This is a genomic window from Pseudarthrobacter sp. MDT1-40-2 (assembly GCF_059383595.1).
In genome coordinates, this window is the sequence record NZ_JBWZCL010000005.1 from 179,086 (window position 1) to 194,434 (window position 15,349).

General features: G+C 64.9%; 17 protein-coding genes. 7 read left to right on the forward strand and 10 right to left on the reverse strand.

The window, feature by feature from the left end; all coding sequences use genetic code 11:
- The first annotated feature begins 169 nt into the window (after window positions 1–169).
- From AC50X5_RS14815 to AC50X5_RS14840, 6 genes are all read left to right on the forward strand, one after another.
- Complete coding sequence (locus AC50X5_RS14815; RefSeq protein WP_494976832.1) at window positions 170–1,033, forward strand: ABC transporter substrate-binding protein; 864 nt, start codon at window positions 170–172, stop codon at window positions 1,031–1,033.
- An 89-nt stretch (window positions 1,034–1,122) separates the two neighbouring features.
- On the forward strand, window positions 1,123–1,911 hold the full coding sequence (locus tag AC50X5_RS14820; protein WP_494976833.1) for an amino acid ABC transporter permease: 789 nt from the start codon (window positions 1,123–1,125) through the stop codon (window positions 1,909–1,911).
- Window positions 1,908–2,717 (forward strand): amino acid ABC transporter ATP-binding protein, encoded by an 810-nt coding sequence (locus AC50X5_RS14825; RefSeq protein ID WP_494976834.1) that lies wholly within the window; start codon window positions 1,908–1,910, stop codon window positions 2,715–2,717. Before AC50X5_RS14820 ends, AC50X5_RS14825 begins: the two co-directional genes overlap by 4 nt.
- Window positions 2,717–3,760, forward strand: a complete 1,044-nt coding sequence (locus AC50X5_RS14830; protein ID WP_494976835.1) for a Gfo/Idh/MocA family protein — start codon at window positions 2,717–2,719, stop codon at window positions 3,758–3,760. Before AC50X5_RS14825 ends, AC50X5_RS14830 begins: the two co-directional genes overlap by 1 nt.
- A gap of 46 nt (window positions 3,761–3,806) precedes the next feature.
- On the forward strand, window positions 3,807–4,931 hold the full coding sequence (locus AC50X5_RS14835; protein ID WP_494976836.1) for an NAD(P)/FAD-dependent oxidoreductase: 1,125 nt from the start codon (window positions 3,807–3,809) through the stop codon (window positions 4,929–4,931).
- A gap of 264 nt (window positions 4,932–5,195) precedes the next feature.
- Entirely contained in the window at window positions 5,196–5,456 is a 261-nt protein-coding gene (locus AC50X5_RS14840) for a hypothetical protein (protein ID WP_494976837.1), read from the forward strand.
- 126 nt (window positions 5,457–5,582) lie between these two features.
- Here AC50X5_RS14840 and AC50X5_RS14845 read toward each other — a convergent pair whose 3' ends face one another.
- The 8 genes from AC50X5_RS14845 to AC50X5_RS14880 are packed head-to-tail and all read right to left on the reverse strand — an operon-like array spanning window position 5,583 to window position 12,311.
- Complete coding sequence (locus AC50X5_RS14845; RefSeq protein ID WP_494976838.1) at window positions 5,583–6,077, reverse strand: heme-degrading domain-containing protein; 495 nt, start codon at window positions 6,075–6,077, stop codon at window positions 5,583–5,585.
- Window positions 6,078–7,127: an L-glyceraldehyde 3-phosphate reductase gene (gene mgrA / locus AC50X5_RS14850; protein WP_494976839.1), complete on the reverse strand. Its 1,050-nt coding sequence runs from the start codon at window positions 7,125–7,127 to the stop codon at window positions 6,078–6,080. It abuts the gene before it with no gap.
- 55 nt (window positions 7,128–7,182) lie between these two features.
- On the reverse strand, window positions 7,183–7,809 hold the full coding sequence (locus AC50X5_RS14855; protein WP_494976840.1) for a bifunctional 4-hydroxy-2-oxoglutarate aldolase/2-dehydro-3-deoxy-phosphogluconate aldolase: 627 nt from the start codon (window positions 7,807–7,809) through the stop codon (window positions 7,183–7,185).
- Window positions 7,797–8,540 (reverse strand): IclR family transcriptional regulator, encoded by a 744-nt coding sequence (locus AC50X5_RS14860; RefSeq protein WP_494976841.1) that lies wholly within the window; start codon window positions 8,538–8,540, stop codon window positions 7,797–7,799. The genes AC50X5_RS14855 and AC50X5_RS14860 overlap by 13 nt, the downstream gene beginning before the upstream one ends.
- 7 nt (window positions 8,541–8,547) lie before the next feature.
- Complete coding sequence (locus AC50X5_RS14865) at window positions 8,548–9,459, reverse strand: sugar kinase (RefSeq protein WP_494976842.1); 912 nt, start codon at window positions 9,457–9,459, stop codon at window positions 8,548–8,550.
- Complete coding sequence (locus tag AC50X5_RS14870) at window positions 9,431–10,936, reverse strand: tripartite tricarboxylate transporter permease (protein ID WP_494976843.1); 1,506 nt, start codon at window positions 10,934–10,936, stop codon at window positions 9,431–9,433. The genes AC50X5_RS14865 and AC50X5_RS14870 overlap by 29 nt, the downstream gene beginning before the upstream one ends.
- Complete coding sequence (locus AC50X5_RS14875; RefSeq protein WP_494976844.1) at window positions 10,933–11,454, reverse strand: tripartite tricarboxylate transporter TctB family protein; 522 nt, start codon at window positions 11,452–11,454, stop codon at window positions 10,933–10,935. The genes AC50X5_RS14870 and AC50X5_RS14875 overlap by 4 nt, the downstream gene beginning before the upstream one ends.
- Before the next feature lie 11 nt (window positions 11,455–11,465).
- A complete protein-coding gene (locus AC50X5_RS14880) occupies window positions 11,466–12,311 on the reverse strand; it encodes a tripartite tricarboxylate transporter substrate binding protein (protein ID WP_494976845.1) in 846 nt (281 codons plus the stop codon).
- Window positions 12,312–12,564: 253 nt separating this feature from the next.
- Between AC50X5_RS14880 and AC50X5_RS14885 the strand changes: the two genes are divergently transcribed.
- Window positions 12,565–12,777, forward strand: coding sequence for a hypothetical protein (locus tag AC50X5_RS14885; RefSeq protein WP_494976846.1), 213 nt, complete (start codon window positions 12,565–12,567; stop codon window positions 12,775–12,777).
- 231 nt (window positions 12,778–13,008) lie between these two features.
- Here AC50X5_RS14885 and AC50X5_RS14890 read toward each other — a convergent pair whose 3' ends face one another.
- Window positions 13,009–13,977: a lipid kinase gene (locus AC50X5_RS14890; protein WP_494976847.1), complete on the reverse strand. Its 969-nt coding sequence runs from the start codon at window positions 13,975–13,977 to the stop codon at window positions 13,009–13,011.
- 102 nt (window positions 13,978–14,079) lie between these two features.
- On the reverse strand, window positions 14,080–15,147 hold the full coding sequence (locus AC50X5_RS14895) for a glycerophosphodiester phosphodiesterase family protein (RefSeq protein WP_494976848.1): 1,068 nt from the start codon (window positions 15,145–15,147) through the stop codon (window positions 14,080–14,082).
- Window positions 15,148–15,349: the final 202 nt, after the last annotated feature.

A 15,349-nucleotide genomic window follows, 5' to 3' on the forward strand; every position in this document is an offset into this window, starting at 1 on the left:
TGGGCTCTTGACGCCCGTTGTGGCTTCGATTACATTTCTATCCATCGATGTGAGTCCGGTCTCAATCCTAGGGACTGAGACCGGACTCAGCAAGGGTTCCCGGCAAAGCTCATCCCAGCGGTGGATTAACGTCCGTCGACTTCCCGCTCCTCCTGATTGGAAACACTCTGTGATTACTCGCACCGCCCTGCGCCCAGCGGCGCTCGTCGCGGCGGCAGTCGCCGCCGTCCTGGCACTCTCCGGCTGCGGAGGATCCTCCTCTGCCTCATCCTCACCGGCCGACAACCCTTACGGACTGATCGAAGCGGGCACCATCCGCGTCGCCAGCCTGGGCGATTCCAAGCCCTACACTTTCACCGACGCCGAGGGTAAGTTCACCGGCTTCGATGTTGAACTGTTTACCGATGTGGCCAAGCGTGCCGGTGTGGACAACGTGGTCTTCACCGGGCAGGACTTCTCCGGCCTGCTTGCCGCCGTCGCCAACGGGCAGTTTGATGCCGGTGTTGCGGCGATCGGCATCACGGACAAGCGAAAGGAAACCGTCGACTTCTCCGACGGCTACCTGGCCGGCTACCTGACGGTCATGACCACCAAAGAATCCGGTATCACCAGCCCCGACGGGCTTGGCGACAAGCGCCTGGGCGTTGTCCAGGGCACGCTGCAGGAGGCCTACGCGGTCAAGAACTTCACCTCCGCCAGCCTGGTGCGCTTCCCGGACAACAACACCGCCGTCTCCGCCCTCAACAGCGGCTCGGTGGACGCGCACTTCCTGGACTACGAGGCCGCCAAGTCTTACCAGGAGCAGTACGGGCTGGTGAGCGCTGCCGACATTCCTTCCTTTGACGCACCTGCCGGCTTCGCCATCGCTAAGGACAAGACCGCCCTCAAGGAAGCCCTGAACAAGGGTCTGGCCGAAGCCATGGAGGACGGCACCTGGAAGGAGCTGTACCAGAAGTGGTTCCCGGGCTCCCCGATGCCTGAACAGTACCTGCCCAAGGCAGAGCAGACAGCCGGCACCGCCGCTGCCAAATAAACCTTCCCGGGTAGCGGGGCAGCAGCGCCGGCGTGCAACCGGCCTGTGCTGCCGCCCCGTCCACCAGCACACTACGTCTGAGAGCAACCATGGACTGGTTCGACACCATCATCCGCACCTTCTTCGACTTCGAAGCAATGATTGAAGTCCTGCCCCAACTGCTGGCGGTAGGTCTCCTCAACACCCTGATCATCTCCATCGCCGCCACCATCATCGGCGTCGCGCTCGGCATGGTGGTAGCCGTCATGGGCATCTCACCGTCCAAGTGGCTTCGCATCCCGGCACGTATTTACACCGACCTCTTCCGCGGCCTGCCAGCCATCCTTACCATCCTCCTTATTGGGCAGGGGTTCGCCAGGCTGAGCCAGTCCATTTTCGGCCCGTCGCCCTACCCGCTGGGCATCATCGCGCTTAGTCTGATCGCCAGCGCCTACATTGGCGAGATCTTCCGAGCCGGCATCCAAAGTGTGGACAAGGGCCAGGGAGAGGCGTGCCGGGCCCTGGGCATGAGCTACGGCAAGTCCATGGCCCTGGTGGTGATTCCCCAGGGCATCCGTCGGGTACTTCCCGCGCTGGTGAACCAGTTCATCGCAATCGTGAAGGACTCCTCGCTGGTGTACTTCCTGGGCCTGCTGGTCAGCGAGCGCGAGCTTTTCCGGGTGGGCCAGGACGCAGCAGTCCTCTCCGGAAACCTGTCCCCGCTGGTCATGGCCGGCATCTTCTACCTCATCATCACCGTGCCGCTCACGCACTTGGTGAACTACTTCGACAACAGGTTCCGGGCAGGAAAACGCCGCCCCTCCGCACCCACCAGCGGCCTGAACGAAGTCAAGGAACTCGACGCGGTATCGCCGCTGACCACCGGGAGCAATACATGATCACCACCGCCAGCACCAACACCGGCAACACGGCCCCGGGCAGGCGGGCCGCCCAGGACAACCAGGACATCCAGACCTTCCACGGCTCCAGCCTGGAACTGAAGAACCTGACTATGGCGTACGGCGACATCGAGGTGCTGCGTAACGTCAGCCTCACGGTGGCGCCGGGCACCACTACGTGCATCATCGGTCCGTCCGGTTCCGGCAAGTCCACGCTGCTCCGCGGCGTTAACCGGCTCCACGAACCCAAGAGCGGCGACGTGATTCTTGCCGGCGAAAGCGCCCTGAAGGTCAACCCGGATATCCTGCGCAGCCGCATCGGCATGGTGTTCCAGCACTTCAACCTGTTCCCGGACCATACTGCGCTGGAAAACGTCGCTTTGGCCTTGTGGAGCGTCAAGAAGATGCCCAAAGCAGAAGCCGTGGAACGCGCCCGCCGCCGGCTGGCGGAAGTAGGCCTCGCGGAACGCGCTGACCACCGGCCTCGGGACCTTTCCGGCGGCCAGCAGCAGCGCGTTGCCATTGCCCGGGCACTGGCCATGGAACCGGAGGTAATGCTCTTCGATGAAGCCACCAGCGCACTGGACCCGGAACTGGTCAAAGGCGTACTGACACTCATGGCCTCGCTGGCTAAGCGGGGAATGACCATGGTGGTGGTCACCCACGAGATGGGCTTTGCCCGGAAAGTGGCGGACCAGGTGGTTTTCATGGATGAGGGCGAAGTGGTTGAGGCCGGCACCCCCGCCGACCTGTTCGACAACCCCAAGAGCGAGCGCCTCCAGCGTTTCCTCTCCGAGGTTCTCTGATGGGCGCCGCAGGGCAGGCTCCGATCAGGACCGCCGTCGTCGGTTACGGCGTTTCCGGGCGGGTGTTCCACGCCCCACTGATTGAGGCCGACCCCGCCTTCTCCCTGGACGTGATTGTTACGGCCGATCCGGAGCGGGCTGCAGCCGCGTTGGAGCGGTACCCCAAGGCGCGCATTGTTCCGACGCCGGAGGCCCTGTTTGCGCTGGCCGGCGACCTGGACCTGGTGGTCCTGGGCACGCCGCCAGCCACTCACTTCGACCTGGCGTCGGCGGCCATCGGACACGGGCTGCATGTGGTGGTGGATAAGCCGTTTGTTCCCACCTCGGCGCAGGGCCGGGAGTTGATCGCGCTGGCCGACGCCGCCGGAGTGCAGCTGACCGTCTTCCAGAACCGCCGCTGGGACGCCGACTTCCTGACACTGCAGAAGGTGATCGACGGCGGTGCCCTCGGGCAGGTGCGCAGCTTCGAGTCCCGCTTTGAATGGTGGCGACCGGAAGGGTTTGGCAATTGGCGCGACGCCGCCACCACGGCAGAGGGCGGTGGGATCCTGCACGACCTGGGCGCCCACCTGATTGACCAGGCCATCCAGCTGTTCGGGCCCGTGGCGCGCAGCTATGGTGAAACAGCGGGGCAGGACCCGGGCCGGTTCGCCGCGGATCAGGAAGCCTTCGTCTCGTTGCTGCATGAGTCGGGCGTCCGCTCCCGGCTGTGGATGAACGGAGCAGCAGCGCTGACCGGCCCCCGGTTCCATGTGCTGGGCACCTCGGCCGGTTACAGCAAGCGGGGCCTTGACGGCCAGGAACCGGCCCTCGACGCCGGTACCGTCCCCACCGACCCGCAGTACGGCGTCGAACCTCCGTCAGTCTGGGGCGCGCTGGGGATCGAGGGCTCCACCGCCCCCGTCCCCGCCGAGCGGGGCAGCTACCCGCAGTTTTACCGGCTCCTGGCCGGGGCCATCCTGCACGGAGCAGCCCTTCCCGTGGACCCGGCAGACGCCGTCGTCGTTCTGACAATTATCGAAGAAATCCATGCCTTCGCCTGACGCATCCCGTCATGGCACTCCGAACAACTCCCGAAAGAGAGCCAACATGCCCTCCGCACGCTCCGCCCAAAAAATCGCTGTCATCGGTGGCGGAATCCTTGGTGTATCCACCGCCGTCCACCTCCTGCGCGAAGGCGCGGACGTGGTCCTGCTGACCGAAAGTGGCCTGGCCAGTGAAGCCTCCGGCCGCTCGCTGTCCTGGCTGAATTCCGCCGGCGAACGCAGCACCCCGTACCATCAGCTCCGGATGGCCGGCATCGACCGGTACCGCACCCTGTTCGCTGCCGATCCATCCCGCGAGTGGCTGCAGTTCGGCGGCGGCGGCCTGATGTGGAACCCGGCCGGCGAGGCAAAGGCCACCGCCGAACGCCACGCCTTTGAACGCTCCATCGGGTACGACTCGAAGCTGCTGGATTCTGCGGAGGTCGCCACAACGGTTCCAGGTGTTGATGCCTCAGCTGTTCCGGACAACGCCATCTTCAATCCGGGCGAGGGCTGGGTCAGCCTGCCGCACCTGGTGGACTTCCTGATGGAGGACTTCCACGAACTCGGCGGCGAACTGGTCCTCAACGCCGGCAAGGCCGCGGTGCTGGTGGACGGCGGCCGGGCCGTGGGTGTGCAACTCGCCTCCGGTGCCGTGCACGACGCCGATGCGGTGCTGGTGGCGTGCGGCGCCGCCACTCCCGCCGTGGTGGCCCCGCTGGGCGTGACCATCCCCAACGGCTCGCCTGTGTCCATGCTGGTGACCACCAAGGCTGGAGAGCACAGCCTCGCCGCTGTGCTGAATACGCCCCGGGCCGCCGTCCGGCCCAACCCCGGCAACACCCTGGCACTGGACCACGACTGGTACGAGCACAGCATCACCGAGCACGCCGACGGCAGTTTCAGCATCCCGGATGAGGTGGTCCAGGAACTGGCGGACGAGGCGTCAAAGCTGCTGGAGGGCAACCCGGAGCTCAAGCCGGCTTCGTGGAAGATCGGTTACAAACCCATCCCGGGTGATGGCGAGCCCGTATTCGGCGAACTGGACACTGTTCCGGGTTGCTTCGTCGCGTTCACGCACTCCGGAGCCACGCTGGGTCTCATCGCCGGTGAGCTCCTGGCCGGGGAGATTTTGACCGGCGCCCGGCACCCGATGCTGGAGACGTTCCGGCCCGGCCGGTTCTCCTAGCGGCCGGCGGTTGCAGCGGGGTGGGGGGAGGTGGCCCGTTAGAAGGTTCTGCACTCAAGGTGGCAAGCGTGAGTCTCCCCACTTTATTATGAGTAGCTCAGAATAAGTCGGTAGATTGGTTACAGGCCGCCGAAGACCTTGAGTGCCGCACCGGGTGAGCATCCCCCGGGCCAGCAGGCTGGCGACAGAATCCCTGATCCTCCTGCATGGGCGGCACAACAACCGGACATGGCCCCTCATCCTGTAGCCCCCTAGGAGAACCACATGACTTTGCTGATCGAACGCCCCGCAACCCCAACCATCACCTCCGTGCCTGCCACCACCGCAACCCCGCGCGGCGGCAGCTACGTCACCCTTCCCGGTGACGGCGTCTCAACCGGGACCGAGGGCAGTTACGTCACGGTTGCCGGCAACCGGAACGCCGCCTCCCGCACCCGTGGCAGCTATGTCACCGTAGCCGGTGCCCCTGGTGTTGATGCCTCGGCGATTGAAGGCAGCTACGTCACGCTCCCGGCCGCGGCCTAGAGCCAGAGTCACGTAACGCCTAAAAGGGCGTAAGTAAAAGGAGGCCGACGGCGGCACTGAGTGTCGCCGTCGGCCTCCTTTTTGCGTCCAGGGTTTGCGGACTTTCCAGAGCCTGCAGCCTGGCGCTTACGCAACAACCGCCGTCGCAGATCCTCCAGACAAAAATGCCCTGAGTTGCTCCACCAGAAAAGCGTGATCGTCCTTTTGCGGCAATCCGGAGACTCCGACAAAACCGACTACCAGTCCCGAGTCCCTGAGTCTGACAGGAAACACACCGCCGTTGGCCGCATAGCGGTGCAACGGCAGCCGCGAATCTTCTTCGAACACACGGCCGAGCGCGCGGAAGTGTTCACCGACGCCCATTGAACTGCGCTCAAAGTGCGTGACGACTGCGGCCTTGCGTTCAAGCCATGCGTCGTTGTCAGGGGTAGCTCCTGGTAATGCAGTGTGGAAGACCCTTTGCTCGCCCAGGGTGATCCCGATGACCAGGGGCAGATTCCTTTCCACCGCGGCGGCCCGCAGTTCACAGCCCAGACGCCAGGCTTCGTGACGGTCAAAGTGAGCGAACTGCAGGTCGTGCTCGTCCGCTTCGATTTGCTCGAGGTAGGCGTTGCCTGTCATTCAGGCCTCGCTCGAGACTGTCCACAGGTTGAGCCCGCCGTCGCGCGCGTATTCTTCGATGCGCGCGAGCTCTTCGTCGGTGAAGGGCGGGCTCTGCAGGGCCTTCACCGTATCTTCCAGTTGCTCGGGCCGGCTTGCGCCCACCAGCACGGATGAGATCCGGGGATCCTTCAGGACCCAGGCAACGGCCATGTGCGCCAGCGACTGCCCCCGTTCCTCGGCTATGGCGGCCAGCTCGCGGGAAAGGTCGAGATTCTGCTGGGACAGCATGCCGTCCTTCAAGGTCTTGCCCTGGGTAGCCCGGGACCCGGAGGGCACGCCGTTGAGGTACTTGCCGGTCAGCAGACCCTGGGCCAGTACTGAGAAGGCGATGCACCCGACACCTTCGTCGGCCAGGACCTCGAGGAGGCTCGGGCTTCCCTCTTCGACCCACCTGTTCAGGAGCGAGTAGGAAGGCTGATGGATCAGCAGGGGCGTACCCAACTCCCTCAAGGCGGCCGCGATCTCCAGGGTGCGCGCCGGGGAGTAGGAAGAGACTCCGGCATAAAGCGCCTTGCCTTGACGGACTGCGGTGTCCAGGGCCGAGGCCGTCTCCTCGACCGGTGTCTCCGGGTCGAAGCGGTGGCTGTAGTAGATGTCTACGTAATCCAGCCCGAGGTTGTCCAGGGACCGGTCCAGCGCGGCCAACAGGTGCTTGCGGGAGCTGCCGCCACCATAGGGGCCGGGGGAGAAGGAATAACCGGCCTTCGTTGACACGACGATCTCGTCGCGAAGGCCGGCGAAGTCCTCGGACAGAATCCGGCCCACGTTCCGCTCTGCAGCACCTGCGGGAGGCCCGTATCCGTCTGCGAGGTCGAAGTGGGTGATACCCAGATCGAACGCACGCCGGACAATGGCTCGTTGCCGTTCCATAGGGGTGTCATCGCCGAAGTTGTGCCACATGCCCAGCGAAATGGCGGGCAGTTTGAGGCCACTATTGCCCACTTTGCGGTACTGCATCGTGTCGTAGCGGTCGGGGGCCGGGACGTATTGCCCTGTTGTGTTCTGCACAGATATGTCCTTGTACTGGTTGGTTGTACTGATTGCTACGGATAAATTCGACTGCTCAAAGCGTCTGCGTGGATGCCAGCGGCATAAGTTTGGCCAGCAGTTCGAACTGGGCCGGGTCCTCGAGCGCGGAACCAACGGCAACCACATTGGCGCCCGCTGCCAGATAGTCGGGGGCGTTGTGCCCGTTGATGCCGCCGGTGGCGACAATCCGGATGTCGGGGAAGGGCCCGCGCATGCCCTGGAACCACGAGATACCGAGGGTAGTAGCGGGGAAGGCCTTGACCCAGGACATTCCATGGTTGGCGGCGAGCTGGACTTCTGAGGCGGTTGCGACGCCGGGCAGGTGCGCCAGGCCGGCCTTGATGCTGGCCGCTGCGACAGTGAGATCGAGACCGGGTGCCACGGTGAAGCCGGCGCCGGCTGCAACTGCGTGTTCCAGGCGTTCCAGCGTGGTGACCGTTCCCGCTCCCACGACCCGGCCTTTGGCCCGTCCCTCGGTGACAGCTGCAGCCAGGGCCTCGACTGCGGACGGGGACTGAATCGGAACTTCCACACAGTCAATACCGAGCTCCCATGCCCGGTTGGCCAATTCGACTGTCCGCTCTGGCGTGTAGCCGCGGAGGATGGCCATGACGGATGTGCCGGTGAAAGTGTGGTCAAAGAAGTCGTCTATCGACGCCATCCCAACTCCTCGGAGATCGTAGTTGTCGTTGCTTCAAGTGCTGGCAGTAGCTGCACCAGGTCGGGCATGGTTGCCCGTGCTTTGAGTGCTGTGATGGACACTGCTCCGGTGACCTGACCGGTAGCGTCCCTCAGCGGCATGGCGACGCAGTTCACGAAGTCCTCGTACTCGCCGTCGTCCACCGCGTAGCCCTGTTTCCGGACGTCGGCCAGTTGCTTGAGGAATTCTTCGCGTGAGCTGATTGTCGTGGGGGTGTAGGTAGCGAAGTCGGTGCTCTCCAGAAGGTGCTCCACGAAGTCGGGTTCCCTGTAGGCAAGAATTGCTTTGCCGACACCGGAGGTGTGGATCGTTACCGGGTGGCCGATCTGCGAGTACAACCGCACCATGCCAGCCTGTTCAATTTTGTCCGCGTACACAATGGACTGACCCTCGACGGCGGCCAGGTGCACGGTGTGCCCGCAACTGGCTCCGAGGGCCTGCAAGTGTGGATGCGCGATGTTGGCCAGGTCGAACTGCTCCAAGGCGACGTTGGCCAGCCCCGCGAGCCGGTATCCCACGCCATAGCGGCCGTCTTCCCTCCGCCGGGTCAGGCCACTCTCGGTGAGAGTCTGCAGGGTGCGCAGGGCGGTGGACCGGTGAATGGCGAAGTGCGCGCCAACATCACTGGGCGTGCGGGGCTGGACGCTGACGTATTCGAGGATCTCAATGGCGCGCTGAATGCTTTGTGACATAGCCCAACTACACCAGATCGAAGTCGTGGACGCTGGACAGCGCCCGTGCTGCAAAGGTGTGGCCCAGGGATAACCGCTCGCTGGCTGGGTTTCCGGCGAGAAGGCCTGAGAGGTATCCGGCAGCGAAAGCATCACCGGCTCCCACCACCTCCACAACGTCAACAACCTGAGCCGGGATGAACACCGACCCCGACGCCGAAACGTCCGTGGCACCCACAGCTCCGTCCTTGACCACCAGGTGCTGCGGCCTGAAGGCGGCATACAGCTCGTCGGGATCCCCGGTGCCCCACAGTGTTTCGGCCTCGTCCCTGCCTACGAACACGATGTCGGCCCGCCGGGCGCATTCGGCCAGGACGGGGCCGGCTTCTTTCGCGTCCCACAGGCCTGGCCTGTGGTTGACATCGAAGGATACGAGGGTGCCGTGGGCTTTAGCTGCCGTGAACGCTGCGTCAACCAGGCCGTGGCAGCTGGAGGACAGTCCGGCGGTGATTCCGGACAGATGCAGCAGCGGCAGTGCCGGCCAGTCGATTTTCTGCAGGATGGCAGGACCCATGGCCGAGGCGGCGGAGCCCGAGCGGTAGTAGTAGACGGTGGTGGAGGCGCTTCCGGGGTCTTTGAAGTACACCCCCGTCGGTGCGGTGGGGTCAGTCTCGACCAGTGTGGTGTCCACTCCATTGGCGCTCAGTTGCCGCAGCAGGCGCCTGCCCAGCGGGTCATCGCCCACCCGGCTTAGCCAGGCTGTCCGGTGGCCTTCGCCGGCGAGGTAGAGGGCCACGGTGGATTCCGCGCCGCCGGCCGAGACGATAAAACGGTCGGCGGTTTCCAGGGGCTCGGCGCCGGCAGGTGCCACGAGGGCCATGGTCTCGCCCAGGCACAGGACGGAGGGGGCGTTACCGGAGGACTTCATCAGCTTGAGCACGGAGCTTCCTAGATTTTGACGTGGAACGAAGCCAAGGCAGCAGTACAGCGCCGAGACTAAGGACAATGAGCCCGACGGCGATCGGACTGGTGAAGATTGCGCCGGAACCGTCAATGACGAGCGAACGGCGCAGATTGCTTTCCGCCAGGGGGCCGAGGATGAGACCCAGCACCATGGGCCCTGCAGGGAAGCCGAACCTGCGCATGAGCAAACCGATGACGCCGAAGACCAGCATGAGGACCACATCGAAAACGCTGCTCTGCACCGCGTAGGTGCCTACGATGCAGAAGGCGATGATGATTGTCGTCAGATACTGCTGGGGCAGGGCCAACAGCTTGACCACGCCCTGCATCCGTACCAGGGCCAGGGCCAGGGCCAGGAACGTCGCCACCACCATGATCGTTGCCAGGCTGTAAACGAGGTCGGGCGACTCTACAAACAGGGCCGGGCCGGGCTGCAGCCCCCAGATGATCATCGAGCCGATCATCACGGCCATTACGGAATCGCTGGGTACTCCGAGGGCGAGCGTGGTGGTGACGGCGCCGCCCATGGTTGCGGTGCTGGCGCTGTCAGCTGCTGCAAGGCCTTCAAGGGATCCCTGCCCGAACTTTTCCGGACGCTTGGAGGCGCGCTTCGCCTGTGCCCAGGCGATGACGCCGGCGATGTCTCCACCGGCTGCCGGGACCACACCGACGACGGCGCCGACTCCCGTTCCGATGGCTGACGGCTTGATCAGCTCACGCCGCTGGGATTTGTTCGGCCACCACTCGCCCAGTTGGGTGATGGGCGCAGGCATGCTTTTGGTTCGGGTCTCGGCCAGTTGGTTGAAGAGCTCCGCGATGCCGAACAGCCCGATGATCGCCGCGATGAAGGGGACTCCGGAGCTCAATTCCGGGAAGCCAAGGGTAAAGCGCTGGTCCCCGGTGATGGGGTCCCGTCCGATCGTGCCAAGCAGGAGGCCGGCCGCCCCGGCTACCAGCCCACGCAGAACGTTCCCGCCGGAGACGCCAACCATCATGGTGAGTCCGAAGACAACCAGGGCAAAGAGTTCCGGAGGACCGAACTGGAGGGCAACTGAGGCGAGCGGCTGGGCGGCAAACACCAGGATCAGGATTCCGGCCAGGGAACCCACGGCGGAGACCAGGGCGGAACTGGTGAGCGCGATACCTGCTTTGCCCTGTTTAGCCAGCGGGTAGCCGTCGAAGGTGGAGGCGATGGAAGCGGGCGTACCCGGAGTGTTGACGAGGATGGCAGGGACGCGGTCCCCGAACTGTGCTGCCACATAGATGGACAGCATGACGGCAAGGCCCTGTAGCGGTTCCAGGGTCAGGGTGAAACCTGCTGCCAGAGCGACGGCCATCGTCGCTGTGATTCCGGGGACAGCACCCACAAGGGTGCCCAAAAGTACGCCGGCCAGCAGACACAATCCAATAGTGGGATCCAGCAGGGCGCCAACGCCCTCAAGAACCTCGTTCATAGCGGCACCTGCAGCAGCATCTTGAACAGTCCGTATAGCACCATTGCGGTAAGCGCCGGAAAGACCAGCAGGGCCTTGACTCCCCGCGCGCCGGTGACGAACATCAGGGCGCTGAGGAACACCACGGTGACCGGAAGGAAGTGGAGGTACTGCCAGGCAACGCCGTAGAGAACTATGGCAATCAGCACGGACCCCAGGCGCGTGAGGCCGTGTGAGCTGACGCGTTCCTCGGGCATTGGATCGGGTTGCCTGAAAGAAACCACAGCGATGGCCAGAGCACCTGCCACCAAGGTGCCTCCCAGCACTGTTGGCCACCATCCCGGTCCCATGGACCCATCCGAAGCGGACAGGTCCAGGCCGTGTACGGGCAGCATCAACACGCCTCCGACAAGTGCTACAGCGAGGGCCACGAGAAGGCCCCTCACGTTGCTTCCGTTGCTCTGTTCCGCATTCGTGATGCGGTGACCGGCGGTGACAGTGGATGCGTCATTGGGCAGCCCCTCTACTGTTCTCAGCACGGGCACGCCCTTCACGAAGCACCACCGAGCAATGTGGCGAAGCGGTTGCTCTCGGCGTCAACAAACTCCGTTGTCTCGTCCGCGGAGCGGTAGAGCGGCAGGTTGCCGGCCTTCTCGATGAATGAGGTGTAGGCCTCGGACGCAACGGCCTTCTCCAAAGACTCCTCCAGACGCTGCTTGACGTCGGACGGGACGCCGGCCGGGCCGGCTACTGCTGCCCAGCTGCCGATGACGACGTCGTGTCCCTGCTCGGCCGCAGTAGGCACATCAGGGAGGGCCGGAGCGCGTTCTTCCGTGAAGACGGCCAGGACCCGCAGCCGGCCGTCCTTGTGGGCGGGACCGGTCTCGCCGATGCCCGCTACGACTGCATCAACCTGGCTGCCTGTCGCGGCCGTCACTGCCGGAGCCCCACCATCGAAGGGGACGTTTTTGAACTCTACCTTCGCGACGTTGCCCAGCTCAGTAGCCCCCAGCTCCCAGATGGAACCAGGCCCGGCGTTGGAAATGGAAACGCCGCCCGGACGGTCCTTGGCCGCGTTGATCAGGTCGTCAAGGGTTTGGAACGGGCTGCTGGCGGGGACTGCGATGGTTCCCGGCTGGGTATTCGCCTGCCCCAGGAAGGTGTAGTCGGAGGGGTCGATCTCGTAGTTCTGGTGGCCCAGGAGACTTACTTCGACGGGCAGGACAGCGATGGTGTAGCCATCCGCGGCCTGCCCGGCGAGGTGCTCCATGCCAACACTCCCGGAACCGCCGGGGCGGTTCTCCACAACGATGGAAACGCCCAGGTCCTTTTCCATCTCCTTGGCCAGGGTACGGGCGGTGAGGTCAGTCGCTCCTCCGGCCGAGGTTGGTGTCATGAAGGTGATCGTCTTCGAAGGAAAGTCACCTCCTGCCGCTGCTGCTCCATTGCGGTCTGCGCATCCTGTGAGGCCTAGCAGAACGGTAAGGGCGGCGGCGCCTGCAAGAGGGCTCCATCGACGGGTCAATGCTGGGGACATCTTCGTCCTCTTTCTCCTATGTTGCATATGTTGCAACAACGCTGTGTATGTTGCACAAGCATAGCTGTCCGTCGGCGTTCGTGACAAGGGTCACCCATCAGATGCGAACCGGATGGCGTCACAGGGGACCGCGATGCTCTGGAACGGTGACTTCCACAACACACGGCAGATCCTCGATGCCCTGGACCGTCGGGTGGGCGCCGGGGAGAAGGTCGCTGGAGCTCCGGCCGAAAAGTGGTGTCTCTGCATGAGCTTGTCGGGGCGATCGTTGCCCACGAATGGCGGCGGATCGGCGTCGACGTCGATGCCCTCCAAGGCCGCATGAGGGCTGGCTTGTCCTCTCCGCAGGCCGAGCACCTAGGCCTGCGGTCGCGTGATCATCTGCTGGCCGCCATCGTTGCGGCCGGGCTGAAAGTGACGGAACGGCTCGACACCAAGCCAACGCATCCGAAGGCGGCGGACCGTGCTGATCCTTTGTTCCAGGGGCGCGCGGCCGAGGTCACCTCCTGTGGCGGCTTGTTCCCCGGTAGTCCGGGGCAGCAGCGGGACCAGGGGGCTAACTGGCCCTCAAACAGGCGGCCGGTTCTCGGCTCCCGGTCCGGTCGAACAACGCGCCGGTGCTGCTCTGGGGCACCACCACGTGGACGGCGTTGCGCTGGACGGTGAAGTCGGTGGGCGTGGTGGTGGCGATCTCGCCGTCGAGGTTTACCGGCAGCGGCGCGTCGGTGACCAGCCGGACGCTCCGGCTGGTGAGGTGGCGCACCCTGTCGTGTTCGATGAAGCTTCCGTCCTTGAGCAACCGTGCAATGTTCACGTGCTCACGGAGCGGCCCGGCCAGGATCGCGTAGATGTCCAGGGTGTGGTCGTCGATCCCGGCCGTGGGGGAGACGGTGTTGCCGCCGCCGTAATGCCGGCCGTTGCCGACCGCCACCTGCAGCAGGTCCTCGAGCTCCATCGGCTCGTGGTCCCCGTCCGGGAACTCGAGGCGGGCCCGGAACGGCTTGTGCCGGGCATAAGCTCCCAGCGTGGCGACGCTGTATGCCAACGGCCCGATGTACCGCTTCAGGCGGGGGCTGAGTGCCTCCGTCACAGCCACGGAGAGGCCCACGGAGGCGACGTTGAGGAACGGCTCTCCGTTGGCCCGGCCGAGGTCGATGTCCACCACTTTCCCTTCCGCGACGGTGGCGCATGCCTCGGCAAGGCTGTTCGGGATTTCCAGCGTGCGGGCGAAGTCGTTGGCAGTTCCCAGCGGCAGGACACCGAGCATCACGTCGGTGCCGGCAACGCGACCGGCGGCGTAGGACACCGTCCCGTCGCCGCCGCCCACAACCACCAGGTCGTGCCCGTCAGCAAGCACCCGGTCAAGCGTCCCGGCAAGGTCTGCCCCGGACTGCACGTGGTGCACGGCAGAGATGGGCACACCTGCCTGGCGCATGGTGCCCACCGCACGTTCGTGTGCCCTTCCCCGGCGTGAACCGGCGTTGATCACAACGGCGGCAGAGCGGGCATCCCGGGCAGCTTCCATGTGGGCCATGGTAGGCGGCGGAGCTGTGCATTTCCTATGGCGGAAGCGCACGACGGCGGCGCCGGGTCTGGAGAAGGCCGCCAGACCCGGCGAACGCGGGCTCTACCCCCGCACCTCGTACGCCTTCGGCAGCTTCAGTCCGCGTTCTTCCATGAGCGTCCGCAGCCGGGTGGGGTAGTCGGTGATGACGCCGTCCACGCCCAGGTTCATCAGGCGGGCCATGTCTGCGGTGGTGTTGACGGTCCACGGGATGACGGGCAGGCCCAGTTCGTGCGCTTCGGCGATCATCTGTGGGGTGACCGAACGGAACGTGGGGGAGACGACGTCGTATCCCTGTGCTGCTGCCGCCTTGGCGAGGGAACCGTCGTAGTCGTCAATGTCGATGCCGCCCAGGTTGGGGCTGGCGCCGGGCTGCCCCACTCCCATCCAGGCGTCTCCACTGGAGAGGGCTACCAGCGGCAGTTCCGGGGCGATCTCCTTGGTGAGGTTCAGGGAGGACCAGTCGAAGGACTGCAGCGTGGTGCGGGAGACCATGCCTGAGGCCTGGATCTCGGCAACGACTGCGCGGGTGAGGGACTCCATGCCGGCGCCGCCGATCTCGCTGCTTTCTACCTTGGTTTCGACGTTGAAGCGGACCTTGGCGGCACCGGCGTCGCGGACCAACTGGTAGACGTCCTTGAGTTCGGCAATCCGGTTGCCCTCGATGACGTCCTGCTCCGGGTAGCCGGGCAGCTGCACGTAGCCGCAGTTGAGCGTCTTGATCTGCGCCAGGGACAGGTTGGCCACCCGGTCGCCCACGTAAGGGAACTCGGGGTCGCTGGCGGTGGCCGGGGCGGTGTCCACGCACTTGGCGGTCTGGATGGTGTCGTCGTGCCAGACGATCACCTTGCCGTCTTCGGTCGGGTGGGTGTCCAGTTCCAGGGTGGTCACGCCCAGGGCCAGCGAGTTGGCGAACGCGGCCAGGGATTCCTCGGTCCACTCGCCGCGGCCCCCGCGGTGGCTCTGCAGGTCAAAGGACCCGTTGCGTTCGTTCGTCTTGATGGCGGATGTGGCGGTTCCGGCAGCGTTCGACGACGGCGTTCCGGCCTCGGCGTTCGGCGCCGCGACGGCGGGACCCGCCATAGTGGCGAGAAGGGCGGCGGCTGCCGCTGCAGTCAGGATGGTGCGCATGCGTGTTTCCTCCAGGGAACATCGGGGCGGCCGGTGAGGCCGGTGACCCGTCAACGCTAGTGAGGGCAGATGGCAGGCAGGGGACGGGGAGTTGGAGTGCAGGTTAACGCTGACGCCGGTCTCCTCAGTATGCTTATCGAACGCCTACTAACGGGTAAAGTTCCCGCATCGCAGGTAGAACGAAACGAACAGGGGCCTTTCA

Excerpts from the sequence above, each read along its gene's own strand:
- AC50X5_RS14885 (WP_494976846.1), top strand. The coding sequence starts at position 12,565 with ATGGCGTCACAGGGGACCGCGATGCTCTGGAACGGTGACTTCCACAAC.
- AC50X5_RS14825 (WP_494976834.1), top strand. The coding sequence starts at position 1,908 with ATGATCACCACCGCCAGCACCAACACCGGCAACACGGCCCCGGGCAGG.
- AC50X5_RS14895 (WP_494976848.1), bottom strand. The coding sequence starts at position 15,147 with ATGCGCACCATCCTGACTGCAGCGGCAGCCGCCGCCCTTCTCGCCACT.
- AC50X5_RS14880 (WP_494976845.1), bottom strand. The coding sequence starts at position 12,311 with ATGACACCAACCTCGGCCGGAGGAGCGACTGACCTCACCGCCCGTACC.
- AC50X5_RS14860 (WP_494976841.1), bottom strand. The coding sequence starts at position 8,540 with ATGTCACAAAGCATTCAGCGCGCCATTGAGATCCTCGAATACGTCAGC.
- AC50X5_RS14870 (WP_494976843.1), bottom strand. The coding sequence starts at position 10,936 with ATGAACGAGGTTCTTGAGGGCGTTGGCGCCCTGCTGGATCCCACTATT.
- AC50X5_RS14820 (WP_494976833.1), top strand. The coding sequence starts at position 1,123 with ATGGACTGGTTCGACACCATCATCCGCACCTTCTTCGACTTCGAAGCA.
- AC50X5_RS14830 (WP_494976835.1), top strand. The coding sequence starts at position 2,717 with ATGGGCGCCGCAGGGCAGGCTCCGATCAGGACCGCCGTCGTCGGTTAC.
- AC50X5_RS14845 (WP_494976838.1), bottom strand. The coding sequence starts at position 6,077 with ATGACAGGCAACGCCTACCTCGAGCAAATCGAAGCGGACGAGCACGAC.
- AC50X5_RS14890 (WP_494976847.1), bottom strand. The coding sequence starts at position 13,977 with ATGGAAGCTGCCCGGGATGCCCGCTCTGCCGCCGTTGTGATCAACGCC.
- AC50X5_RS14855 (WP_494976840.1), bottom strand. The coding sequence starts at position 7,809 with ATGGCGTCGATAGACGACTTCTTTGACCACACTTTCACCGGCACATCC.
- AC50X5_RS14840 (WP_494976837.1), top strand. The coding sequence starts at position 5,196 with ATGACTTTGCTGATCGAACGCCCCGCAACCCCAACCATCACCTCCGTG.
- AC50X5_RS14835 (WP_494976836.1), top strand. The coding sequence starts at position 3,807 with ATGCCCTCCGCACGCTCCGCCCAAAAAATCGCTGTCATCGGTGGCGGA.